A 24645-nucleotide genomic window follows, 5' to 3' on the forward strand; every position below is an offset into this window, starting at 1 on the left:
GGAAATCTATGGCTAAAAAGGGAAGGTTTATGGAGCCATTTAACTGGAAAAGAGAGCTTAGGCTTTTTCCGGGATACCTGCTCCTGAGTGTTTGGATTTTATTTACCATTGTATTGCTGGGCTGGGTGGTAGCTGCCAGCTTTTCTACGACAAAGGCTATATTTTCAGGCCATGTCCTGTCCCAGGGGATTCATTTTGAGAACTATGCGAAGGCCTGGACCAATTCCAATGTGTCCTCCATTTTCTTTAATTCCCTGATGTACTCCGTTGTTTCGTGCACACTTCTTATTTTGATCTGTGCACCAGCCGCGTATGTACTGTCCCGTTTCCGTTTTGCAGGAAATAAAATGATCCAGACCAGCCTTGTATCTGCCATGGGAGTGCCTGTGGTCATGATCGTTCTGCCTCTGTTCAGCCTGATCGCGGGTATGAACGTGTTGAACAACTACATTGCAAATAAGGCAGTACTGATATTTCTTTATGTGGGGATCAACGTTCCTTATACAACGATTTTTCTTCTCACATTTTTTGCCAATATCTCCAAGGCTTACGAGGAAGCGGCTGCCATTGACGGCTGTCCTCCCATGAGGGCTTTCTGGCTGATCATGTTTCCCATGGCTCAGTCCGGAATCATTACGGTTACTATTTTTAATTTTATTAATATATGGAATGAGTATTTCATTTCCCTGATATTCGCCAATTCCGACAGGGTACGGCCGGTTGCGGTAGGACTTTACTCCATGATCAATTCCATGAAATATACGGGAGACTGGTCAGGTATGTTCGCTTCTGTTATCATCGTATTTCTCCCTACCTTTATCCTTTATATCTTTTTGTCGGAGAAGATCATTGCCGGCATTACCGGGGGCGGAGTCAAAGGCTGATAAAAAACCTCCTGCTTTACGTGGGACTGCGAGATAATCCATTTACTGAAAGGATTATTATTTCACAGCCCAGGAAAGGCAGGAGGTTTTTAAGTTATTACTTATCTATGACTGGAATCGGCGTTTCATCCCTTTCGTCCAGGTGGTTTAAATAATATTTGGTATCCTTTGCTACAACACCTGATAGAAGCAGCACGGCCACAAGATTGGGGATCGCCATCAGCGCGTTTAGGATGTCTGAAATTGTCCACATCAGATCCAGCGACAGCACAGGACCGACAACTACGATCGACACGAAGATGATCTTATAGGGCAGCATACCTTTAGCACCGAATAAGTATTCGCAGCAGCGCTCGCCGTAATAAGACCAGCCAAGAATGGTGGAATAAGCAAAGGTGACGATGCCAATTACCAGAATCGCCGGACCAAGCACAGGAATCTGGCTGAAAGCAGCGGTGGTCATCTGGCCGCCGTTTTGAATCATATCCATGTTGATGTCCGGATTTTTCATTATGGTCGTAACCAGAACCAGACCGGTCATAAGGCAGACTACAACCGTATCCCAGAAGGTACCGGTAGAGGAAACCAGCGCCTGACGCACCGGATTTCGTGTCTGTGCGGCCGAGGCTACTAACGGCGCAGAACCCATACCCGACTCATTGGAAAACAGGCCGCGGGCAATGCCGTACTGCATGGCAAGCATAATGCCCCTGCCAACCAGACCGCCTGCGACTGCACCGGGCTGGAAGGCCAGGGTTACAATCGTCTTTAGCCCGGGAATGATGAAGTCAGCGTTGATACCAAGAATAATCAGGCAGCCTGCCACATAGAAAAACGCCATAAACGGTACAAGTTTTTCACATACTGTTGCGATGGACTTAATGCCGCCGATAATAACCACAGCGGTAATGGCACCGAAGGCAAGGCCGATTGCAATGCGCGGAATCGGGAGAGGTACGTTGTTTTCAATAATCTCAGCAATGGCGTTGATCTGAGTCCCGCTTCCGATGCCAAAGGAAGCGAACAGTGAGAACAGTGCAAAGAGTATGCCCAGCCATTTCAGGCCAAGTGCGCGCTCCAGGGCATACATGGCACCGCCCTGCATACGGCCATCTTTTGTCTGCACACGATATTTGACTGCAATCAGGGACTCTGCATATTTGGTGGCAATGCCGAATACACCGGTCAGCCAGCACCAGAGAACAGCACCCGGGCCGCCTAGGAATACCGCCGTACCCACACCGACAATATTGCCGGTGCCGATGGTGGAGGCAAGCGCAGTAGTCAGTGCCTGAAACTGGCTGACCTCACCAGGTGAATCAGGGTCCTTTGTTACAGACAGCTTAATGGCAGTAAAGGTTTTGCGCTGGATAAAGCCTGTGCGCACGGTCAAGAATAAATGGGTGCCAAACAGCAGTGCAATCATGGGCAACCCCCAAATTGCTGAGTCCAGCTTGTTGAAAAATTCTATAACAGCTTCCATTGTTTTTCTACTTCCCTTCCTTCGTATTTTTTGAAAAAAAAGAGTGGGATATACTCCCACTCACAAAAAAACAGAGATAACGCGATATTCCAAAAAGAAAGGGAAAAAATCGCCTCTGTCCTTTTGCCTGAGAGTTTCGCGCTTAAGCGCTTGCCCCTTCGGCCCCTGCATCTGTGCAGGCGTCTCCAGAGTGCCATCCGTCTACGGTCTGCGCTGGGGCATTCCGAAGATTTCATATGGCGACCATTTAAAGAATGGTGTCATTATACAATAATGATTAAATTTTTGCAAGAACTTTATCTATTGATGCAATGGGAAAAAATTCCCTTGACAGCCGTTTTTAAATACGATAAAATATATATGCAATAAAAAATTTACAATTGAATAACAAATGAAAAGTACGTAATATCCCTTATTCAGAGTGATGGAGATACAAAGGATCTGTGAAGTCACGGCAACCCCGACCGGAAATGATGGCCTTAGCCAGAAAAGAGCGGCTGGAAGGTGCCAACCTGAGCGAGAAATCGAGCAATAAGAGGATTTGATACATTGTTGAATCAAGTCCGCGTTGCTGCGGACTTTTCTTTTTGTTATTCCCCCATGTGATATCAAGGAGGAACGCCCTGCGGATATTGATCCGAAGAGCGCGGCAAGAAGGAGGAAATGACAACATGGAAAAGTTATTATTTACATCCGAGTCCGTTACAGAGGGACATCCGGATAAAATGTGTGACCAGATCTCAGATGCGATTTTAGATGCGATGTTAGAGCAGGATCCCATGAGCCGTGTGGCTTGTGAAACCTGCTGTACCACAGGTCTTGTTATGGTTATGGGAGAAATCACGACCCATGCTTACGTGGACATTCAGAAGGTGGTACGGGAGACTGTAAGAGAAATTGGCTATGACCGTGCAAAATACGGGTTTGACTGCGATACCTGCGGCGTGATCGTAGCTTTGGATGAGCAGTCCCCTGATATTGCCTTAGGTGTTGACCGGGCTCTGGAAGCAAAGGAACATAAGATGTCTGACGAAGAGATCGATGCCATCGGAGCGGGAGACCAGGGAATGATGTTTGGCTTTGCCAGCAATGAAACCGAGGAGTTTATGCCATACCCCATTGCTCTTGCCCATAAGCTGGCTCTCAGGCTTACAAAGGTCCGCAAGGATGAACCCTTACTTATCTCCGTCCCGACGGAAAGACCCAGGTAACCGTAGAATATGATGAGAACGGCAATCCTCTCCGATTAGATGCGGTGGTTTTATCCACTCAGCATGATGAGAGCGTGAGCCAGGAACAGATTCACGTGGATATTAAAAAGTATGTATTTGATGAAGTTCTGCCTGCAGAGCTGGTGGATGGGAATACCAAATTCTTCATTAACCCTACCGGACGCTTTGTGATCGGGGGACCTCATGGAGACAGCGGCCTGACCGGCCGTAAGATCATCGTAGATACCTACGGAGGTTATGCACGCCATGGCGGCGGCGCATTCTCCGGCAAGGACTGTACCAAGGTGGACCGTTCCGCTGCTTATGCGGCACGTTATGTTGCTAAGAACATCGTAGCGGCAGGCCTGGCTGACAAGTGCGAGATCCAGCTTTCCTATGCCATCGGTGTGGCACAGCCCACTTCCGTTATGGTGGATAGCTTTGGAACCGGAAAATTAAGCAATGAAAAGCTTGTGGGGATCATCAGGGAAAACTTTGACTTACGTCCTGCAGGAATCATCAAAATGCTGGATTTACGCCGTCCTATCTACAAACAGACTGCGGCTTACGGACATTTTGGAAGAAATGACTTAGACCTGCCATGGGAGAAGCTTGACAAGGTTTCACTTTTAAAAGAATATTTATAATCTGCATGTATAAGAAAGATGCCGCAAAGTCAGCTGGTTCACAGCTGCCAGACGGCATCTTTCTTTATTTGAGCCATAAAGTCAGATTGATTCTTAAGGATATCAGGATATTTAAGGTTTGGCACTAAAACTAGCGCCAAATCCTTGTTTCTTCCTGTTGAAACCGGAAGCTGACATTGATTATAATAAGGCTATCGAAAGGAATTGATTGGCCAATCATACCTTACACGGATCATACAGTAAATACTATATAATTAAGTGAGGGTATGTAATATGAAAGAGAAGGTACAAGTATTTGGCCGCTTTTTAAGCGGCATGGTAATGCCGAACATCGGTGCATTTATTGCATGGGGACTGATTACGGCATTGTTTATTCCCACCGGCTGGTATCCCAATGAAGCAATTGGTGCTCTGGTCTCCCCTATGGTTTCTATGCTGCTGCCGCTTCTCATTGCTTATACGGGCGGTTCAGCAATCTACGGACAACGGGGCGGCGTCATCGGTGCAATCACAGCCATGGGCGTGATTGTTGGCTCCAGTATCCCTATGTTTATGGGGGCAATGATCGTAGGACCTGTCAGTGCCTGGGTGATTAAGCAGTTTGACCGAAAGATCCAGAGCAAGATCCCTGCCGGATTTGAGATGCTGGTAAACAACTTTTCACTGGGCATCATCGGTGCCATCCTGACGGCCATCGCCTTAAAGGGGGTTGCTCCTTTTGTTGAGGTGATGAACCGGGTGATGGAGTCAGGAGTTGGTTTCTTTGTGGATCACAGGCTGCTTCCGCTGGCAAGCGTTTTTATCGAACCTGCCAAGATCCTGTTCCTTAACAATGCCATTAACCATGGAATCCTCTCTCCTATGGGAATCCAGCAGGTGGAGGAAATCGGAAAGTCCATATTCTTTCTTCTTGAGGCAAATCCGGGGCCTGGACTTGGTATTTTACTGGCTTACTGCCTTGCAGGAAAAGGATCAGCCAAAAGCTCTGCTCCCGGCGCAGTTATCATTCACTTTTTAGGCGGAATCCATGAGATTTATTTCCCATACATACTGATGAATCCCCTTTTACTTCTGGCGGTGGTAGCAGGCGGAGCCAGCGGAATCTTCGTTTTCCAGCTACTTGGTGTGGGATTAACCTCACCGGCATCGCCGGGAAGTATCCTTGCTGTTCTTGCAATGACACCAAGAGGCGGATACTTTGGAGTTTTGGCCGGCGTTACGGTGGCAGCCGTGGTTTCCTTCCTTGTAGCCCTTCCCTTGCTGCGGTTTTCAGGAAAAGGCGGGGATTTAGAAGAATCAACGGAAAAAATGAAGCAAATGAAGCAGGAGTCTAAGGGAAATCAGAACGCAGAAAAGAAAATGACGCCTGCAGAAACCGTTAAGAAGATAGTGTTTGCCTGCGATGCCGGTATGGGCTCCAGTGCTATGGGTGCTACTATATTAAAGAAAAAGCTGGCGGCAGCAGGGTTCGGAGATATTGAGGTGGTTCATTCCCCGGTGTCTTCCATTCCCAAGGATGCCCAGATTGTGGTAACTCATAAAGAACTGAAGGAGCGTGCGGCACGCAGCAATCCCGAGGCAGAACTGATATTGATCACTAATTTTATGGCAGCCCCGGAATATGATGAGCTGGTGGAAGCGTTAAAAAATAAACAGACACATTAATAGAATGAAATAGACAGCCTCCCTGGTATCCGATTACAAATCATGGTAAAATATACACGAAAGCAATGAGCAGTGCGAAATAAGGCAGGGAAAAAATTTCGTTGTGCTTGCACATAAGAAATTTTTTCCCTGTCTTATTTCATAGGGCGAATGCCCGTGAGCGGGTAAAACCGCAGGTTTTACCCGCTGCACTGCGGACTCACGCCACAATACTTTTAAATCATGTACAACAGGTTCAAAAGGGGATTCACATAAATGAAATTTGCGGGGAGAATACTGAAGTATTACAGCAGAGTAATTGCGGAGTGCATACCTTTGTTTGTGACAGCGGGGCTGCTGTCAGTTTTATCATCAGTAATATTCCAGAACAGATACGTATCTGAAATGTCCAATATATTATCTTTTCTGGTGATTCCGGTGTTTATGGGATACAAAGCAGGCACTATGTGCGGCGGGGATGCAGGCGGTTTAGCCGGCACCCTGGCCGCTTCTGCTGTTGTCATGACAGAACCTGCATCTGCCATGATTTTGTCTGCCATAGCAGGCAGTGCCGCCGGTTATTTATGCCGGAAAGGCCTGGACCGGATCAAGCACCGGATTCCGGCCGGATTTGAGATGCTCTTTATCAACTTGTACTTATCAGGTCTGGGGTTATTAGCCGGAGCACTTACCCATTATCTCCTGATACCGGTGGCTGCATGGCTGCTAACCTTTCTGGGAAATGGTCTGTCCCTTATGATCGCAAGGGGAATCATTCCTTTTATCAGCATTGTAGTAGAGCCTTTAAAAATAATTTTCTTTAATAACTGGATCAACCACGGCTTTTTCCTTCCCCTGGGATTGGAACAGATGAAAACACAGGGAAGCTCCATTTTATTTCTCCTGGAGACCAATCCAGGCCCGGGCTTTGGAATTCTCCTCGCCTATACCTTGGTCCACCGGAATACAAAAAAACAAATGCTTTCCAGCCTGATTATTCAGTCCCTTGGCGGCATCCATGAGGTTTATTTCCCCTATATTCTGTCAGATATCCGATTATTGGCTGCTGCCATAGCCGGCAGCATAGCCGGAAACTACTGTTTCATGGCCACTGGCAGCGGGCTTTTAGGACCGGCATCTCCCGGAAGCGTCATCACAATTATGATTATGGCAGACAAACAGCATTGGCTGGGAATCCTTATGGGAATTTTTGTCTCTGCCGGAGTGACCTGCCTTCTTTCCTGTTTAATTATGTCAGGAGAAAAACAAAAACCAGTTACTGATGAAGAAACAATACAGAAAGATAAAGGAATGCAGATGAAGAAAATAGAACATGCCAGAATCTATTTTGTTTGCGACGTTGGCATGGGATCCAGTGCCATGGCCAGTGCGCTGTTTAAGAAAAGGCTTAAGCTGGAAGGCATAACGGACGCCCAGGTATTTCATGTGTCGGCTGACCGTATTCCGCCTGATGCCGATGTGATTGTATGCCAGAAGGATTTTGCCCGTTCCTTATCAGGAATTGATAAACCATGCTTTACAGTCGATAATCTCACGGACATGTCCGGCTATAAGGAACTCTTAAACTGGTTAAGGGGAGGTGGAGAAGATGGCAGGTAGTGATTTTACACCCAGGATGCAGCAGATCGTCCTGGCTCTTCTTAAAGAGGACGGACCTGTTCCTGTTAAGCGGCTTGCGGATCAGATCCATATCAGCAAAAGAACAGTACAAAGGGAACTGGAATATATTCCAAAGGTATTAAAAAAATACGGGCTCACTTTTTGCTCAAAAACCGGAACCGGTATCTGGCTGGAGGGAGACAAAGTTCAGACTGAAGCCTTAAAAGCTGAACTGGAAGAGGCTGACGCTCTTGATGTTTCTGACCGTATTGAACGTCAGAAGCGTCTGACCCTGGAGATCCTCAAGGATAAGACACTGAAAAAGCTGTATTACTACAGCGATATGTTTGGAGTGAGCGAGGCCACCGTCAGTTCCGATTTAGAGGTGGTAAAAGAGTGGTTTCATAAGTATCATCTGGAGATAAAGAGAAAACCTGGATATGGTGTATTTATTGAGGGCAGTGAACGGGATTTCCGCCGCGCCCTGCGGGTGTTCATTGATGAAAACATCCATACAGAGATCATACAGGAGATGTATGAGGCCAGGAACCAGTCTGTGTTAAATGTGATTCAGAATAAAAGTGAGAGGAATATTTACCGGATCCTGGATGACGACATTGTTAAACGGGTAACAGCCTGTATCTTAAGAATCCGGGATAAACGGATTCTCAATCTGACCCAGGATTCCTACCTTGGACTGGTGATTCATGTGGCAATTGCTGTAAACCGGATCCGCAGGCAGGAGATCATTGAGGAAAATCCCCTTATGACAGATGGTTTGCGCAATGATCAGGACTATGATCTGGCAAAGACAATCACAAAATCCCTGGAAGCTGAATTTCAGATTCATATTCCGGAAATTGAGTGTGCCTATATCTGTCTGCATATTAAAGGCTCTAAGATCCAGCAGCTGAATATTGACGAGAAGTCCAGAAGTGAAATAGAGGAATCCAGGGAACTGTGGGATGTGGTCAATGAGATGATCGACTGCTATGACGACAGCATTGCCTATCTGCTGAAACAGGATGAGGAGTTTGTGGTCCAGGGACTGATAGCCCATTTAAAGCCCACTCTGGTCCGCCTTACCAATGGCATGAAGATCCAGAATCCTTTGCTGGAACAAATTAAGCAGGATTATCCGGTGATATTTGAACGGTGCAGAACCGTTGCAAAGGTGATCGAAGGGCGGTATGGATATGAAGTGCCGGAATCGGAGATTGGGTTTCTTGCCATTCATTTCGGTGCGGCAGAGGTCCGGATGGAAAGCAGGAAAGAAAGCCGGAGAAAGGTGAACATAGGGATCGTCTGTGCCAGCGGGATCGGAATCTCACGGCTTATGTCTTCCAAGATTGCCAGGGATTTTGCAGACAGGGTGGAGCTGTCGGTCTATGGAATGGCGGATCTGTCTCCTTACGTGCTGAGCAAGACGGATTTCTTTGTATCCACCATACCCCTTAAGGAGGAGGCTGATATCCTGTATGTAAGCCCTCTGCTTCCTGCTGAGGATATGGAGCAGATTGCCGGAAAGGTGCGCCGGTGTGAGTTCATGCCTAAAAAGCAGGACAACAAAGAATTCACCATTCAGCTGGACCAGGTGAATTTTATAGCCGTTCAGATTAAAAATGTCATAAGGCTTATGGAATACCAGAGGGTAAATAATGGGATCACCTTTGAGGAACTGCTGATTGCTGTCAGCGAGAAGCTGGCTGCCTACCCGGAACGGCAGGGCATCATTCAGGAGGATTTAATGAGGCGGGAAAGGCTGAGCAGCCAGATATTCCCGGACTTAAGCTTTGCCCTGCTTCATGCCAGGACCGAAGGCGTGGTAAAACCGGTGTTTTCCGTGTGCCAGACAAAGGACGGAGAGGCTTTTAACGACCCTTATTTTAAGGGGGTATGTGTCGTGTTAGTCATGCTGGTGCCAAAGGATGGCCATGAGGTAGAAAACAGCGACATACTGGGCGTCTTAAGCGAGCGGCTGATCGAGGAGGAAGAATTTCTGGAAGCTGTGAGACATGGAGGAAAAGAGGAAATAAGAGCGTTAGTTTCCCAGTATTTAAACCAATATTTCAAACATTATCTGGATAAGATATGATATAAATAGGTAATTAAAGCCGAAATCCCATTTTTGCTGTTTGAAGATGGGGTTTCTTGTTTATTATGAAATTCCTCAATTTGAAAAAGTAGTGTATAATAGAAGATGTAATAAAGAATCGCCGCTACTTTGTCCATGAAGTAATTTCAAAGGAATGAAAGGAGAAAAAATATGAAAAAAAGATTTGGAAGCCAAGAGGATTCCAGCGATCAAGGACCGGTAAATGACGAAAAACTTCCAAGAGAAAAGCAGAAAAAGGTAATTTTAAAGGGTATCTATCTTATATTAGGAGTGGCACTGGCTGTTTTCTTTTTTTTCAACAGCTTTTATACGTTGACGGAGGATAAGGTTGGGGTAGTATGTACATTTGGTAAACCTGCCAGTGTAACAAAGACGGGTCCTCATTTTAAGATTCCATTTGTACAAACAGTTTACAAGATGTCAAAAGAAATCAAAGGCATGAGGATCGGCTATAACGAAAATAATGAATCAACCGTTAGTGAATCCGAAATGATCACGAAAGATTTTAATTTTGTTAATGTTGACTTCTATGTAGAATATCAGGTTGTGGATCCGGCCAGAGCATATATTTACCGTGACAATGCTGTGGATATCTTAGAAAATCTTGCACAGTCTTATATCAGAGATACAGTAGGGGTTTATAGTGTAGATGAGGTGATCACCACAGGAAAAGCTGAAATCCAGGCAAAAGTAAAGCAGCTTCTTTCTGAACGATTGGAAAGAGAAGATATTGGTATCGGCATTAATAACGTAACCATACAGGACTCAGAACCGCCTACCGTAGAGGTCAGTAATGCATTTAAGGCAGTAGAAGATGCAAAACAGAGTATGGATACGAAAATTAATGAAGCGAAAAAGTATCAGTCCGAGCAGCTCCCGGCGGCAAATGCCAGGGCAGATAAGGCAAAAAAGGATGCGGAAGCCTATAAGCAGCAAAGAATTAGTGAAGCAGAAGGTCAGGTATCAAGATTTAACGATATGTATGGGGAATACATAAAGTACCCGCTGATCACAAAAAGGAGAATGTTTTATGAGACCATGGAAAGTATTCTGCCGTCGCTAAAGGTTATCATCGATGGATCTGATGGAACACAAACGATGCTTCCTTTAGAACCCTTTGTAAGCAGTGAGAAAGGAGAACAATAACAATGGTTAAAAAAATAAAATATGCGGTTATTATTTTACTTTTATTTTTTATAGGTTTAAATTCACTTGTTATTACAACGGCAAACGAATACACATTAGTCAAGCAGTTTGGTAAGGTCATGCGTGTGGAAAATACGGCTGGTCCGTCTTTTAAGATTCCTATTATTCAAAGTACACAAAAGATTCCAAGAAAAAAAATGATCTACGACCTCATTCCAAGTGATGTTACCACCAAAGATAAAAAAGTAATGAATGTTGACTCCTTCGTAATCTGGGAAATCACAGATCCGGTTAAATACTTATCCTCCTTAAATGCAAGCATTGAAAAGGCTGAGGTAAGGCTTGACAATGTTGTATATAATTCCATCAAAACGGTTATGTCTGCAACCAGCCAGGAAGAAATTATTTCAGGCAGGTCTGGAGAACTGGCAGAGGCAATTACAAATAATATAGGAACATCAATGGATTCTTATGGAATTCGTATCCTTGCTGTAGAAACAAAAAAGCTTGATCTGCCAGATTCCAATAAAGAGTCTGTATACCAGCGTATGATCTCTGAAAGGAATAATATTGCAGCCCAGTATACGGCAGATGGAGATTATCAGTCATCTCTAATCCGAAACGAAACGGATAGAACAACAAAAGAGACGGTAGCAAAAGCAGAAGCAGAGGCTGAAATGATTAAGGCAGAAGGCGAAGCTCAGTATATGCAGATTCTTAGTAACGCATATAATGACGAGTCCAAAGCGGATTTTTATAACTACGTCCGTTCTCTGGATGCCTTAAAGTCTTCATTAAAAGGTACGAATAAAACAATTATCTTGAATAAAAACAGTGAACTGGCAAGAATTTTGTCCGGAAATTAAAAAGTCCATATCCAAAAGGTCACTGTCGCGAAAGGCGCTATACAATGTTTTGAATTTCAAAAAAGGTTTATAAGCTCTAAGGGCTTATAAACCTTTTTTGTAGTTCCATGTTCTGGTAATACAGGCCTGACAAACCGTCTAGTGATTGCAATCTGATAAGCATATTTTTTCTTTGGGGCCATTGGCCCCTTATTTTATATAATTCTCGGCTTTCTATGCGGCATTTCAGATTTGGCGTTATCAGATGGCGCCAAATGCCATTTTGTTTTCATTGAAAAGAAGGAGATAAGGCCCCTATAATTTAGATAGAAAGTTAACACAGGAGGGCAAAAAACGTGTTTGGCTACGGAAAAAAGAATGAAAAGAAGAGTACAGAGCTTCTGGAAATTGGGAATATCCGTTTGAATTGCAGACCAGGAAAAAAGGAGGCTGTAATAAGGGAGGTAGGGCAGCTGCTTTATAAGTGCGGCTGTGTAGAAGAATCCTACATAGAAGCCATGCTTCAGCGGGAACTGTCGTTTTCTACGAATATCGGCAATGGAATTGCACTTCCCCATGGCATAGAGGCTGCTAAAAAATCCGTTAAGCGCTCCGGCATTGCAGTTATGGTATTCCCTGAGGGAACAGACTGGGGAGGAGAAAAGGTAAAGCTGGTCATAGGAATTGCAGGGGCAGGAGAGGAGCATTTGGAAATACTCTCAATTATCGCAGAGTGTCTGGCTGATCCGGCTGATGTGGACCGGATTACCGGGTGCAGTGCAGAAGAAATCCTTACCATGTTTACAGGAAAGAGGTGTCAGCAATGATTGTTACGGTCACTATGAACCCTGCCATTGATAAAACCGTAGATATTGACCGGTTTGAACGGGGAGATTTAAACAGAATAAAACGTGTGGAGCTGGATGCAGGAGGCAAAGGCATCAATGTTTCCAAGACCATTAAGGAATTGGGCGGAGAAAGCATTGCCATGGGTTTTGTGGGAGGAACCAGCGGAACCATCATCAGACATGTGCTGGCTGACCAGGGCATTCAAACAGATTTCGTGGAAGTAAAAGGGGAGACGAGAACGAATCTGAAGGTGGTAGAGAAAAATGGAGAAGTGACAGAGCTTAATGAACCCGGACCTGAGGTGTCAAAAGAGCAGCTGGAAGATCTTCTTAAAAGGCTGAATGGATATGCAGCTCCTGATACCTTGTTTGTACTGGCAGGAAGCATACCGGCAGGCATACCAACAGATATATACCGGAGGATCACGGAAGAAGTCCACCGGAAAGGGGCAAAGGTCTTGTTAGATGCAGACGGCCCGCTGTTTGCCGAATCCTTAAAGGCAGTACCGGATATGTTAAAGCCTAACCGTTCAGAGCTGGAACGTTATTACCAGATGGATTACCGTGCATCGGAGCAGGAACTGGTTTCCATGGGAGAAAAGCTGCTGGAGCATGGATCAGATATGGCTGTGATTTCTCTCGGCCAGATGGGGGCATTATTTTTAACAGGGGATAAACGGTACCGGTGCCCTGGGCTTCGCGTAAAAGCACATTCAACCGTTGGAGCCGGAGATGCCCTGGTAGGGGCCATGGCTTACGGGTGGAATGAAAAGCTTCCCCTTGAAACCTGCATCCGATTATGCATGGGGGCCTCTGCAGGTGCGGTTACCAGCATAGGAACCAAACCGCCCGGCCGCAGTCTGGTAGATGAATTGATGCAGCAGGTAGAATTGTTGGAAATCCGGAAGTAAATGGAATGAATAAGGTTGGAGGATAGAAAGATGAAAACAAAAGCGGTAAGAATGTATGGCACAGATGATTTAAGATTAGAGGAGTTTGAACTGCCCCAGATTGCAGAAAATGAGGTTCTTGTAAAAATCATGAGCGACAGCATCTGCATGTCTACCTATAAACTGGTAAAACAGGGCAAAAAGCATAAAAGAGCCCCTCAAAATATAGATACCAATCCGGTGATCGTTGGCCATGAGTGCTCAGGACTGATTGTGGAAGTGGGAAAAAAGTGGCAGGATCAGTTTCAGCCGGGACAAAAGTTTTCTCTCCAGCCTGCTTTAAACTATATGGGAAAACTGGATTCGCCGGGATATTCCTATGAATTCTGCGGAGGCGCCTGTACATACTGCATTATGCCAAACGAGGTCATGGAGCTGGGATGCTTGCTGGAATACACGGGAGAGAGCTTTTTTGAGGCATCCCTGGGAGAACCAATGAGCTGTATCATAGGTGGATTTCATGCCAATTATCATACCAACAAAAGAAATTACGATCATGCCATGGGAACAAAAGTGGACGGAAATATCCTGATCATGGGAGGCTGCGGCCCTATGGGGCTGGGGGCGGTCAGCTATGGCCTTCAGTTTGAGAATAAGCCGAAAAGGATCGTAGTTACGGATATCAGCGATGAGCGGATCGCCAGGGCCAGGGAAGTGATTTCAGAAGAATCCGCAAAGGAGAGAGGAATTGAACTTCTTTATGTAAATACAGATAAAATGGCTGATCCTGTTTCTGATTTAATGGCTGTTACCGGTGGCCATGGCTATGATGATGTGTTTGTATATGTGCCTGTAAAAGAGGCTGCAGAGATGGGAGATAAGCTTCTGGCCTTTGATGGTTGTATGAACTTTTTTGCCGGTCCTTCGGACAGCCGGTTTAAGGCGGAAATAAATCTTTATAACTGCCACTATACAAGCACTCATATTATGGGAACCACCGGCGGTAATACAGATGATCTGATTGAGGCCAATAAGCTTTCAGCAGAAGGAGCCATAGAAGCGGCTGTTATGGTAACTCATGTGGGAGGGATCGACAGCATTGCAGAAGCAACAAAAAATCTGCCTTCCATACCGGGAGGAAAGAAGCTTGCCTATACACAATTTGATATGCCATTGACAGCCATTGAAGATTTTGAAGAACTGGGCAAGAGTGATCCGCTGTTTAAAAAACTCAGTGAATCCTGTAAGGCTCACAAGGGATTGTGGAACGGGGAAGCAGAAAAAATTCTCTTTGATCATTTTGGTATAGACCCAAAGGAATTATAAAACAAAATAAAGACGAATGATCTTGTATGCTGTATTCTTTCATCTGTAGGAAGGATACAGCATTTTTGATTTGCAATGAGGAAATAATAGGACTGGATAAGTGTTTTTTTACTGGTAAAATTCGGAAATCTTGCAGAAATGCTTTAAATTTTAGAATTGTTTTATAAATTCTCTTGTCCATGTGTGTTATAATACCCCTATGTAATATTAATTTTTTGTTATAATAAAGTTTCAGAGCATGGGAGAGACGAGAAAAGTGAAATTAAGATTGAGAACCCGTCTTGTTGTGGCATTTTTGATTATAACGGTGATTCCCCTGGTCCTGATCTTTGGAGTGGTGGCAGGGCTTAGCAATTACCAGATGAAGGCGTTTCGTAAAGCCTATAATTTAACGGAGCAGATCGATCTTCTGTCAAGCAATTCCTTGCAGCTATTTAACCGTCTGACCTTGACGGAGCAAAGGGAAATCAGACAGATTCTTCAAAGTGATCCCGGACAGTTTCAAGATATGGATTATCTGGTAAAGCTTAATGAAAATCTGGTTTCAAAGTATGCTTATATGATCGTCCGAAAGGGAAACTCTCTTTTTTTTGACGGAAACAGCCATATCACCCAGGGCCTATACGGCCAGCTTCCCAAATTTGAGGATATAGACACCACCATTGACGGTGCCATTTATCTGGATGGAGAAACACAGCATCTGGTAAAGCAGATGGATTTTCTCTATCCCGATGGGGATAAAGGGAGTGTGTTCATTGTTTCCAATGTGAACGGCCTTCTTCCTGAGATCAAGGTCATGATGACGGAAATGCTGATGGCCATTATTATGATCATCGTGTTTACCGATGCCATCCTCATGATGTGGGTATACCGGTCCGTGGTAAGTCCTCTGGGACGTCTTCAAATCGCCACCAAGAAAATACGGGACGGAAACCTGGATTTCTCCCTTGAGGTGGAAAATGACGATGAGATCGGACAGCTGTGCCAGGATTTTGAGGAGATGAGGATCCGCCTTAAGGAATCTGCGGAAGAAAAGGTGGAGTATGATAAGGAGAACAAGGAACTGATCAGTAATATTTCCCATGATCTAAAGACTCCCATCACCGCTATTAAAGGATATGTGGAGGGGATCATGGATGGCGTTGCTTCCTCACCGGAAAAGCTGGACCGGTATATCCGCACCATCTACAACAAGGCCAATGACATGGATAAGCTGATAGACGAATTGACTTTTTACTCAAAGATTGACACCAATAAGATTCCCTATACCTTTTCCAAGATCAACGTGGCAGGCTATTTCAGGGACTGCGTTGATGAAGTAGGACTTGAGATGGAAGACCGCAGCATTGAGCTGGGATACTTTAATTATGTGGATGAGGATGTGATGGTCATTGCGGACGCAGAGCAGCTTCGCAGGGTCATTAATAATATTGTCAGCAATTCTGTAAAATACATGGATAAGAGGAGCGGGATCATCAATATCCGGATCAAGGATGTGGGAGACTTTATCCAGGTGGAGATTGAGGACAACGGAAAAGGTATTCCGGCAAAGGATCTGCCCAATATTTTTGACCGGTTTTACCGCACTGATTCCTCCAGAAATTCCGCTCAGGGCGGAAGCGGAATCGGTCTGTCTATTGTTAAAAAGGTCATTGAGGATCATGGCGGCCGGATCTGGGCTACCAGCAAAGAAGGCATTGGAACGGAGATACATTTTGTTTTGAGAAAATACCAGGAGGTCTTACAGGAATGAGCAGAATTCTGATAGTAGAAGATGAAGAAAGCATTGCAGAGCTGGAGAAGGATTATCTGGAGCTGAGCGGATTTGAGGTTGAGATTGAGAATGACGGAGAAGAAGGACTTCATATGGCACTCCACGAGGACTTTGATCTGGTGATCCTGGATCTTATGCTGCCGGGAGTGGATGGCTTTGAAATATGCAGGAAGGTCAGGGAAGTAAAAAACACCCCCATCATCATGGTCTCCGCCAAAAAAGAGGATATCGATAAGATCAGGGGACTGGGCCTGGGGGCTGATGATTACATCACAAAACCCTTTAGCCCAAGTGAGATGGTTGCCCGTGTAAAAGCCCATCTGGCCCGTTATGAAAGGCTGATCGGAAGCGGAGTGCCGGACAATGAGATCATTGAGATCCGGGGCCTTAAAATCGATAAAACAGCCAGACGGGTATGGGTCAATGGAGAGGAAAAGAACTTTACCACAAAGGAATTTGACCTATTAACTTTCCTTGCACAGAATCCTAACCATGTATTTACGAAAGAAGAATTGTTCAATAAAATATGGGATATGGAATCCATTGGCGATATCGCCACGGTTACCGTTCATATTAAGAAAATCAGGGAAAAGATTGAGTTTAATACGGCAAAGCCTCAGTATATTGAGACTATTTGGGGAGTTGGATACCGGTTTAAGGTGTAATCTTGGCATCATTCTAACTTTTGCATAATATAGAATTAGCTGGAAAGTTGAGTATGTCCATCTGAACATAAAGCGAAATCCCGTGTATGCCAGTACACGGGATTTCTTTTTGGCTGGCTGTCCTTATGGTTTGGGTCTGGCTATTTGCAGATAAAGCAGCCGGCAGTAAATTTATTGCCCCTAAAAAGGAAGGTGCCTGCAGAATGGTAAAAAGGATATAAAATATGAAGGAAAAATTATATGAGATACCGCTAAATGACGCCTTGGATGCAGATGACGAGTGCCTGTTCTGCTATCTCGAGAGAAAAGCGGAACAAGAGCTTATGGATTTTGTATTAGGTTCCTGCGCTTCCTATATGGAAAGTGATACAAGAGAAGCCACGGACCGGTCAGGCTTTTGCCGGATCCATCAAAAGAAAATGTTTGATTATGGAAATGCCCTGGGAAACGGCTGGATATTAAAAACCTATTATAAGAAACTGATAAAGGAAATGAAGGAGGAATTTAAGGAGTTTGCTCCCGGAAAAACCTCCTTAAAGGACCGGCTTACAGGAAAAACAGGAAATTGCAATTCCATCAGCGCCTGGATCCAAGGGAAGGAAAAGACCTGCTATATATGCGACCGGTTTTCTGAAACCTATGAGCGGTATGCAGCAACCTTTTTCCACTTATATAAAAAGGATCCTGTTTTCCGGGAAAAGCTTAATAAAAGCAAGGGATTCTGCCTTCACCACTTTGCTGATCTGTGCACCGGAGCGGATAAATATTTAAATGACAGGGAACGGAAGGAGTTTTATCCTGCCATTTTTCAGATCATGGAGCAAAATATGGAGCGGATATCCGGCGATGTGGACTGGTTCATTGAGAAATTTGATTACTTAAACCGGGATGCGGACTGGAAGCAGTCAAAGGACGCCATTCAGCGCGGGATGCAAAAGCTGCGGGGCGGTTATCCGGCAGACCCGGCCTATAAACAGCGGTAAGCCTACCGGCTTAACCGCTTAAACTGTCCGGGCGTATAGCCGGTGGTCTGGCGGAAGGTGCGGATAAAGTTGGAATAATCATGAAATCCTGATAGATGGCAGGCCTCTGAAACCGTATGTCCCTGGATAAGCAGCTCCTTTGCCAGGGCTACACGCTTTACCACGATATACTGGAAAATGCTGCTTTCTGTCTCAGATTTAAATAAGTGGCTGATATAATATTTATCAAGGGAAAGAGCCTGGGAAATAGAATCCAGGGTCATGGGAGTTGTTAAGTTTTTATCAATATAATTCATGATCGCCTGGGTCCGGTGGGGCTTTGGTGCTGCCCCTCCGGGACTTGTTTTTTGCCAGGCTATGTTAATGAGAATAAGGATCTGGATCAATGTGGTCATTGCTGTTAGATCGCTGCCGTAGGAGCAGCGATTTTTTATTGCCTCATGAAGGCTCTGAGCCATGGAAACCAGGCTCCCATATTCTTCTTTTGAAAGCAGGACCAGATTGCCTATGGCAGGTTCCCGGTGGAAACACTCCAAAAGGTTAGTGTCAGGGGTACAGTAAGGGCGGATAAAGGCGGGATTTACGTGAATGACCAGGCGGGTGAAGGCTTCACTTGTGGTGTTAATGGCCTTATGGATCTCCCGGTTGGAAAACAGGATCAGGCTGCCCGGCTTCATATCATAGCAGGAATTTTCCACAAAATACTGGATGTGTCCGTCCATGAGCAGATAGATTTCATGGCTGTTATGCATGTGAAAATCCACATTTCCGGCAATATGGCTGGTGGTAAAATCGCAGCTGAAGGGCTCGGAAAATTCGCTGTAATGGTAAAGGCTTTCCTTTTTCATGGCTTCCTCCTTAAATAGACAATCTATGCATACTTATAGTCAATCTACGCAAACAAATTGCGTTAAAAACAATATATAATAAATCTATCACAGAAAGAGGAAAAAGAAAAGAGGAGGCAATCATGGTTCGGGTTGGGGTAATCGGATGCGGAAACATCGGGGGAGTTCACGCCGTGGTACTGAATGATATAAAACAGGTCCGGATCTGCGCTCTGGCAGATATCCGCCTGGAACGGGCAGAGGAATATTCGGCCCGCTTTACGGCCGGAAAGGCAAAGGCTTATGAATCCATGGAGAATATGCTTGAAAAGGAAGAGCTTGACGTAGTTCATATCTGCACGCCCCACTACTGCCATGTGCCCATGGCGGCAGCGGCCTTAAAGAAAGGGCTTCATGTATTCATGGAAAAGCCGCCTGCCATAAGCAGAGAGCAATTTGAAGAGCTTTTAATGATTTCCGGCCAGAGCAGCGGAAGGTTAGGTATCTGTTTCCAGAACCGGTATAATGAAACCACGAAAAAGGTAAATGAGCTTTTGACCCAGGGAACTCTTGGCAGGATAAAAGGCGGAAGGGCCTTTGTGACCTGGCACAGGGATGCTTCCTATTACACAGAAAGCGGCTGGAGGGGAAAGCTTGAGACAGAGGGCGGCGGGGCGTTAATCAACCAATCTATACACGCTCTGGATCTGCTTCTTTCCTGGCTCGGAAAACCTGTAAGAACGGAAGGATCTATGAGCAACCACCACTTGAAAGGAATCGTTGAGGTGGAGGACACCCTGGAAGCCTATATGGCTTTTACGGAAGGAGCAGAGCCGGTAAGCGCCAGCTTTTATGCAACTACCGCCTACGCCATGGATGCGCCGGTTTTTTTAGAGCTTGCCTGTGAAAAAGGGTTTATCCGCCTGGAAGGAAATTCTGTCTGGTATCAGACGGAGGGACAGGAGGAGCCTGTGGTGTGGAAGGCAAAAAAAACTTCCCTTCCGGGAAAAACCTATTGGGGCGGCGGACACGAAGCCTGTATCAGAGATTTTTATGATTGTTTGGAAACCGGGAAGGCCTGTTTCAATGACCTGGCCTCGGTTCAGAATACATTTTACACCATGATGGATATTTATGATTCCGCAAGAAATGAGGGGAGATAGGGCATGGACAAGGTAAGACTGGGTATTATCGGAATTGGAAACATGGGGAGCGGTCACTTAAAGAATATTCTGGAGGGAAACGTTCCGGAGATGGAAGTGACTGCGGTGGCGGACCGCCAGGAAGGCAGAAGAATCTGGGCACAGGAGCATTTGCCGGATTCAGTTGCTGTTTTTGAGGAGGGAAAGGATCTGATTACGGCAGGTGTATGCGATGGGGTCTTAATTGCGGTGCCTCATTACCAGCATCCGGAGCTGACCATTGATGCCATGAACCACGGACTGCATGTGATGTGTGAAAAGCCTGCGGGAGTTTACACCAGGCAGGTTCAGGAAATGAATGATGCGGCTAAAAAAAGCGACAAGGTCTTTGGCATGATGTTCAACCAGAGGACCAACTGCATTTACCGGAAAATGCATGAGCTTGTAACCGGCGGGGAGCTGGGAGCCATCAAACGGGTCAACTGGATCGTAACGGACTGGTACCGCACTCAGTCCTACTATGACTCAGGAAGCTGGAGAGCCACCTGGGATGGGGAAGGCGGCGGTGTGCTGCTAAACCAGTGCCCCCATAACATGGACTTAATCCAGTGGATCTGTGGAATGCCAAGTAAGGTACAGGCATTCTGCCACAACGGAAAATGGCATGACATTGAAGTGGAAGATGATGTAACGGCTTATATGGAATATCCGAACGGAGCTACAGGAGTCTTTGTCACCACAACCGCAGATGCGCCTGGAACCAACCGGTTTGAGATCACTTTGGAAATGGGCAAGCTGGTCTGCGAAAACCATAAGCTCATGCTTCATAAGCTGTCGGAAAACGAGCGCACCTTCTGCAAAACAGCAAAGGGCGGGTTTGATACCCCGGAATGCACGGTGACAGAAGTCATGACAGATGGAGAGAATGAACAGCATGTAGGTGTTTTAAAGGCATTTGCAGGGAAGATCCTTCATGGCACTCCTTTGATTGCGGAAGGCGTGGAAGGAATTAACGGGCTGACCTTATCAAATGCCATGCATTTATCCAGCTGGTTAAAGCGGGAGGTGGAGCTCCCCTTTGATGAGGACTTATTCCTGGAGGAACTTAATAAGCGCCGCAGGGAATCCGGGAAAAAGGAAGGGACCGGCGTGGTATTTGACACAGAAGGAAGCTATTAGGAAACACCCTTCGGATATCCCTTTATGACCAAAGAGCATGGGCAGCAAATAGGAAACACCCTGCGGGTATCCCTTCATGCCCAAAGGACATGGACAATAAATAGGAAACACCCTGCGGGTATCCCTTTATGTCCAAAGGACATGGACAATAAATAGGAAACACCCTGCGGGTATCCCTTTATGTCCAAAGGACATGGACAATAAATAGGAAACACCCTGCGGGTATCCCTTTATGTCCAAAGGACATGGACAATAAATAGGAAACACCCTGCGGGTATCCCTTTATGTCCAAAGGACATGGACAATAAATAGGAAACACCCTGCGGGTATCCCTTTATGTCCAAAGGACATGGACAATAAATAGGAAATGAAAAAAGGAGAAACGATTATGTGGGATGGAATTTTATTATCTGGTTTTGCAGATGAAATCGATATGGACTTAGGAAAGCAGATTGAAGTATTAAAGAAGCTGGATATTCATCATGTGGAGATGCGGGGGGTTAACGGGAAGGGCCTGGTAGAGCATTCCATAAATGAAGTAAAGGAAATCAAAAAGCAGCTTGATGAGGCGGGAATCCGTTTATCCTCTGTGGGCTCTCCCATTGGAAAGATAAAAATCACCGATGATTTTGCCCCTCACATGGAGCTTTACAGGCATACAGTGGAAATTGCCCATGTGATGGAAGTTCCATACATCCGTATGTTCAGCTTTTTCATGCCTGAGAATGAAAGCTATGCTCCTTACCGTGGAAAGGTCATGGACCAGCTGGGACAGTTTGCAGACTACGCAAAGACCAGCCAGGCCGTACTTCTTCATGAGAATGAAAAGGATATTTACGGAGATGTGGCGGACCGTTGCATGGAAATCATGAAGGAATTCTACGGGGAGCACTTTAAAGCAGTCTTTGACTTTGCCAATTTCGTTCAGTGCAAACAGGACACCCTGGAAGCTTATGAGATGTTAAAGCCCTACATTGCCTATATTCATGTAAAGGATGCCCTGTGGTCCGATGCCAGCGTGGTTCCAGCAGGCATGGGAAACGGACATGTGGAAGAAATCTTAAAGGTGCTGAAAGCCGGACGATATAAAGGATTTTTATCTCTGGAGCCCCATTTAAGTGATTTTGCAGGGTTTCATGCCTTGGAGCAGAATGTTTCCCAAAAGAAAAAGATGAGCGGAGAAGAAGCATTTACCATGGCATATGAATCTCTTAAAAAGATATTAGAAAAAATCTAACCGAATTAAGTAGGGCGCGGATTGCAAGTATCCGCTTGACCCATATAAAATACAACTAAAAAGCGTATCTAAGAGTCCGGTCAGACGGAAACTCCTGGATACGCTTTTTTCCTGCCCCAGGGACAGAGCTCTGTCCTATGGTTCAGACGCGATCTCAATGGTACAGCCCAATTCCCGGCAGCTGGAGCTGAATTCATCATCAGGCATCTGCTCGGTCAATATATAATCAAACTGCCCGATCTCTCCGAAGGTCATGAGAGAGGTACGCCCAAATTTTGAGGAATCTGCCAGAAGATAATGCTTTTGGCTCTTTTTTAACGCCGTTTTCTTAATGATGTATTCCTCTGTGGAAGCGTTGCAGACCCCGGCCTGAAGGGAAACTCCTGTGCAGGCCATAAATGCCCGGACAATGTTATAATCCTCTAAGTATTCCACGCAGGCGCTGCCTACCAGGGAAGCGGTATTCCTTTTTAAAGACCCGGGCAGAACGATCAGGTTAATGTTTGGATAATTCATGGATTTGTTGATGACCTGGAGGCTGTTGGTAATAACCGTTACCATGTTCAAATGGGCCAGGTGATCCACAATGTTCATGGTGGTGGTCCCGCTGTCAATGAATATGATATCCCTCTCCCGCACAAAGGAAGCGGCCAGTGCGGCGATCCTCTGCTTGCTCTGGGCATTTTTGCCGGCACGTTCATGGAAGGCGACCAGATTGGGGACAGGGGACGCATTTTCACATGCAATGACGCCGCCGTAGACCTTTTCCACGGTACCCCGGGCAACAAGGATATCTAAGTCCCGGCGAAGGGTGTTTTTTGAAATTTCAAACTCTTCACACAGGGCATCAATGGAGGCTGTTCTGTGCTCCAGTATATATTGTTCCAGTTGGTCGATTCGGGAAATTCTCATAGGTGTACTCCTTGCTTAGCTGCCTCTCCGGCATGCTGTTATAGTTAGATTATAGCAGATGTGCAAGAAAATATCAAGAAGTAACCAACATTTAACCAATATTTAAAAAATATTACAAGATTATCTTGACCAATGCCTTAGAAAGTGCTAAGATATAACCATAATATAACACAAATGAAATCAAAACATGATCATAAGGGGGAAGGGTAAGAAAAACTCTTATTGTCACTGATGAAATGGTGGCGGGGTCAGGAAGTGTGATTTCCTCCTCAATACCGGAAAAGAGATGATTAGGGCTGACGCGGCGGAGATTCCCCCAGTCTGTGGGATTGAAGCCCGGTTAAAGGAGAAGAAGTATGGGATTAGTAAAAATGAAGGAATTGCTGAATCAGGCCTCAGAAAAAAACAGGGCGGTCGGAGCCTTCAGCGTGGGAAACCTTGAGATGGTGAAGGGAGCTGTAAAGGCAGCAGAAGATATGAATACTCCCATTATCTTACAGATCGCGGAAGTGCGTCTTCCCCATTCCCCGCTGACCCTGATGGGACCCATGATGGTGGAGGCGGCAAAGAATGCAAAGGTCGACATCGCAGTTCATTTAGATCACGGCAAGACCATTCAGGTGTTAAAGCAGGCCTTGGATTATGGGTTCACCTCCGTGATGATGGATGGTTCCAACCTTCCATTTGAAGAGAATATGGCAAAGACCCTGGAAGCGGTTAATCTTGCCAGGGAATATGGAGCCACCGTAGAAGCGGAGCTTGGACTGGTGGGCGGCAGCGAGGATGGGAGCACGGATGAGGGGATCCGCTGCACGAATCCTGAAGATGCCGGAACTTTTTGCCAGAGGACCGGCGTGGACGCTTTGGCAGTAGCAATCGGTAATGCCCACGGAAATTATCCGGTGGCTCCCAGACTGGCCTTTGATGTTCTGGAAGCCATTGATCAGAAGACCAACGTACCTCTGGTTCTTCACGGCGGGACCGGAATTACTCCGGAGGACTTTAGGAAAGCCATAGGTCTTGGAATCCGGAAGATCAACATTGCCACGGCCAGCTTTGACAGTCTGACTAAGGAAGCTGCAAAGTATCTGGAATCGGAAGGAAAACATGATTATTTCGGGCTGAATGAAGCCATGGTTCAGGGAGTGTATGAGAATGTAAAGCAGCATATCAGGATCTTTAGCTGTGTGGAGCCGCTTACATAAGGCCGGACAGACCGCTCACTTTTTTGTGATTTACCGTGTGCCAAATTCCATGTATGAAACT

Annotated in this window: 19 protein-coding genes, 1 pseudogene and 2 riboswitches; of the genes and pseudogenes, 17 read left to right on the forward strand and 3 right to left on the reverse strand. The window is 45.6% G+C overall.

From position 1 onward, the window contains the following. Positions 1-8: 8 nt before the first annotated feature. Positions 9-884 carry a carbohydrate ABC transporter permease gene (locus ABFV83_RS18500; RefSeq protein ID WP_349945932.1) on the forward strand — a complete coding sequence of 292 codons (876 nt, stop codon included), beginning with the start codon at positions 9-11 and terminating at the stop codon, positions 882-884. A 97-nt stretch (positions 885-981) separates the two neighbouring features. Here ABFV83_RS18500 and ABFV83_RS18505 read toward each other — a convergent pair whose 3' ends face one another. Then, positions 982-2367 carry an alanine/glycine:cation symporter family protein gene (locus tag ABFV83_RS18505; protein ID WP_349945934.1) on the reverse strand — a complete coding sequence of 462 codons (1386 nt, stop codon included), beginning with the start codon at positions 2365-2367 and terminating at the stop codon, positions 982-984. Between the two features lie 105 nt (positions 2368-2472). Continuing rightward, a riboswitch (glycine riboswitch) is annotated at positions 2473-2566 on the reverse strand. Positions 2567-2776: 210 nt separating this feature from the next. Next, positions 2777-2905, forward strand: a riboswitch (SAM riboswitch). Positions 2906-3038: 133 nt separating this feature from the next. Here ABFV83_RS18505 and metK point away from each other — a divergent pair. The 12 genes and pseudogenes from metK to ABFV83_RS18565 all read left to right on the forward strand — a co-directional run bounded on the left by metK (position 3039) and on the right by ABFV83_RS18565 (position 18082). Next, positions 3039-4225, forward strand: a pseudogene (gene metK, locus ABFV83_RS18510) (methionine adenosyltransferase). A 273-nt stretch (positions 4226-4498) separates the two neighbouring features. After that, positions 4499-5890: a PTS mannitol transporter subunit IICBA gene (locus ABFV83_RS18515; RefSeq protein WP_349945935.1), complete on the forward strand. Its 1392-nt coding sequence runs from the start codon at positions 4499-4501 to the stop codon at positions 5888-5890. A gap of 255 nt (positions 5891-6145) precedes the next feature. After that, positions 6146-7489, forward strand: coding sequence for a protein-N(pi)-phosphohistidine--sugar phosphotransferase (locus ABFV83_RS18520; RefSeq protein WP_349945937.1), 1344 nt, complete (start codon positions 6146-6148; stop codon positions 7487-7489). Continuing rightward, positions 7479-9584 carry a BglG family transcription antiterminator gene (locus ABFV83_RS18525; RefSeq protein WP_349945938.1) on the forward strand — a complete coding sequence of 702 codons (2106 nt, stop codon included), beginning with the start codon at positions 7479-7481 and terminating at the stop codon, positions 9582-9584. Before ABFV83_RS18520 ends, ABFV83_RS18525 begins: the two co-directional genes overlap by 11 nt. Positions 9585-9755: 171 nt before the next feature. Further along, complete coding sequence (hflK, locus tag ABFV83_RS18530) at positions 9756-10751, forward strand: FtsH protease activity modulator HflK (protein ID WP_349945939.1); 996 nt, start codon at positions 9756-9758, stop codon at positions 10749-10751. A 2-nt stretch (positions 10752-10753) separates the two neighbouring features. Beyond that, the gene (locus ABFV83_RS18535; RefSeq protein WP_349945941.1) at positions 10754-11617 is read left to right on the forward strand and encodes a protease modulator HflC; all 864 of its coding nucleotides are present in this window, start codon (positions 10754-10756) and stop codon (positions 11615-11617) included. A 335-nt stretch (positions 11618-11952) separates the two neighbouring features. Further along, on the forward strand, positions 11953-12423 hold the full coding sequence (locus tag ABFV83_RS18540) for a PTS sugar transporter subunit IIA (RefSeq protein ID WP_349945942.1): 471 nt from the start codon (positions 11953-11955) through the stop codon (positions 12421-12423). Further along, positions 12420-13355, forward strand: a complete 936-nt coding sequence (gene pfkB / locus ABFV83_RS18545; protein WP_349945944.1) for a 1-phosphofructokinase — start codon at positions 12420-12422, stop codon at positions 13353-13355. The genes ABFV83_RS18540 and pfkB overlap by 4 nt, the downstream gene beginning before the upstream one ends. 30 nt (positions 13356-13385) lie before the next feature. Continuing rightward, positions 13386-14660, forward strand: a complete 1275-nt coding sequence (locus ABFV83_RS18550) for a zinc-binding dehydrogenase (RefSeq protein WP_349945945.1) — start codon at positions 13386-13388, stop codon at positions 14658-14660. A 256-nt stretch (positions 14661-14916) separates the two neighbouring features. Beyond that, positions 14917-16413: an ATP-binding protein gene (locus ABFV83_RS18555; protein ID WP_349945947.1), complete on the forward strand. Its 1497-nt coding sequence runs from the start codon at positions 14917-14919 to the stop codon at positions 16411-16413. Continuing rightward, positions 16410-17099 (forward strand): response regulator transcription factor, encoded by a 690-nt coding sequence (locus tag ABFV83_RS18560; RefSeq protein ID WP_349945949.1) that lies wholly within the window; start codon positions 16410-16412, stop codon positions 17097-17099. The genes ABFV83_RS18555 and ABFV83_RS18560 overlap by 4 nt, the downstream gene beginning before the upstream one ends. Positions 17100-17323: 224 nt before the next feature. Further along, a complete protein-coding gene (locus tag ABFV83_RS18565; RefSeq protein WP_349945951.1) occupies positions 17324-18082 on the forward strand; it encodes a DUF6062 family protein in 759 nt (252 codons plus the stop codon). Positions 18083-18084: 2 nt separating this feature from the next. On the opposite strand, the gene ABFV83_RS18570 is transcribed toward ABFV83_RS18565, so the two are convergent. Further along, positions 18085-18930 carry an AraC family transcriptional regulator gene (locus ABFV83_RS18570; protein ID WP_349945952.1) on the reverse strand — a complete coding sequence of 282 codons (846 nt, stop codon included), beginning with the start codon at positions 18928-18930 and terminating at the stop codon, positions 18085-18087. Between the two features lie 122 nt (positions 18931-19052). Here ABFV83_RS18570 and ABFV83_RS18575 point away from each other — a divergent pair, with 122 nt between their 5' ends. The 3 genes from ABFV83_RS18575 (at position 19053) to ABFV83_RS18585 (ending at position 22467) form a co-directional block, all read left to right on the forward strand. Then, positions 19053-20072: a Gfo/Idh/MocA family oxidoreductase gene (locus ABFV83_RS18575; RefSeq protein WP_349945954.1), complete on the forward strand. Its 1020-nt coding sequence runs from the start codon at positions 19053-19055 to the stop codon at positions 20070-20072. A gap of 3 nt (positions 20073-20075) precedes the next feature. Beyond that, positions 20076-21230, forward strand: coding sequence for a Gfo/Idh/MocA family oxidoreductase (locus ABFV83_RS18580; protein ID WP_349945956.1), 1155 nt, complete (start codon positions 20076-20078; stop codon positions 21228-21230). A 388-nt stretch (positions 21231-21618) separates the two neighbouring features. Continuing rightward, on the forward strand, positions 21619-22467 hold the full coding sequence (locus tag ABFV83_RS18585; RefSeq protein WP_349945957.1) for a sugar phosphate isomerase/epimerase: 849 nt from the start codon (positions 21619-21621) through the stop codon (positions 22465-22467). Between the two features lie 135 nt (positions 22468-22602). Here the strand turns inward: ABFV83_RS18585 and ABFV83_RS18590 are convergent, their stop codons facing one another. After that, positions 22603-23379: a DeoR/GlpR family DNA-binding transcription regulator gene (locus ABFV83_RS18590; RefSeq protein ID WP_349945959.1), complete on the reverse strand. Its 777-nt coding sequence runs from the start codon at positions 23377-23379 to the stop codon at positions 22603-22605. 356 nt (positions 23380-23735) lie between these two features. Here ABFV83_RS18590 and ABFV83_RS18595 point away from each other — a divergent pair, with 356 nt between their 5' ends. Continuing rightward, positions 23736-24584 carry a class II fructose-bisphosphate aldolase gene (locus tag ABFV83_RS18595; protein ID WP_349945961.1) on the forward strand — a complete coding sequence of 283 codons (849 nt, stop codon included), beginning with the start codon at positions 23736-23738 and terminating at the stop codon, positions 24582-24584. The last annotated feature ends 61 nt before the right edge of the window (positions 24585-24645 follow it).

Source organism: Lacrimispora sp. BS-2, from assembly GCF_040207125.1.
Taxonomy (GTDB): domain Bacteria; phylum Bacillota; class Clostridia; order Lachnospirales; family Lachnospiraceae; genus Lacrimispora.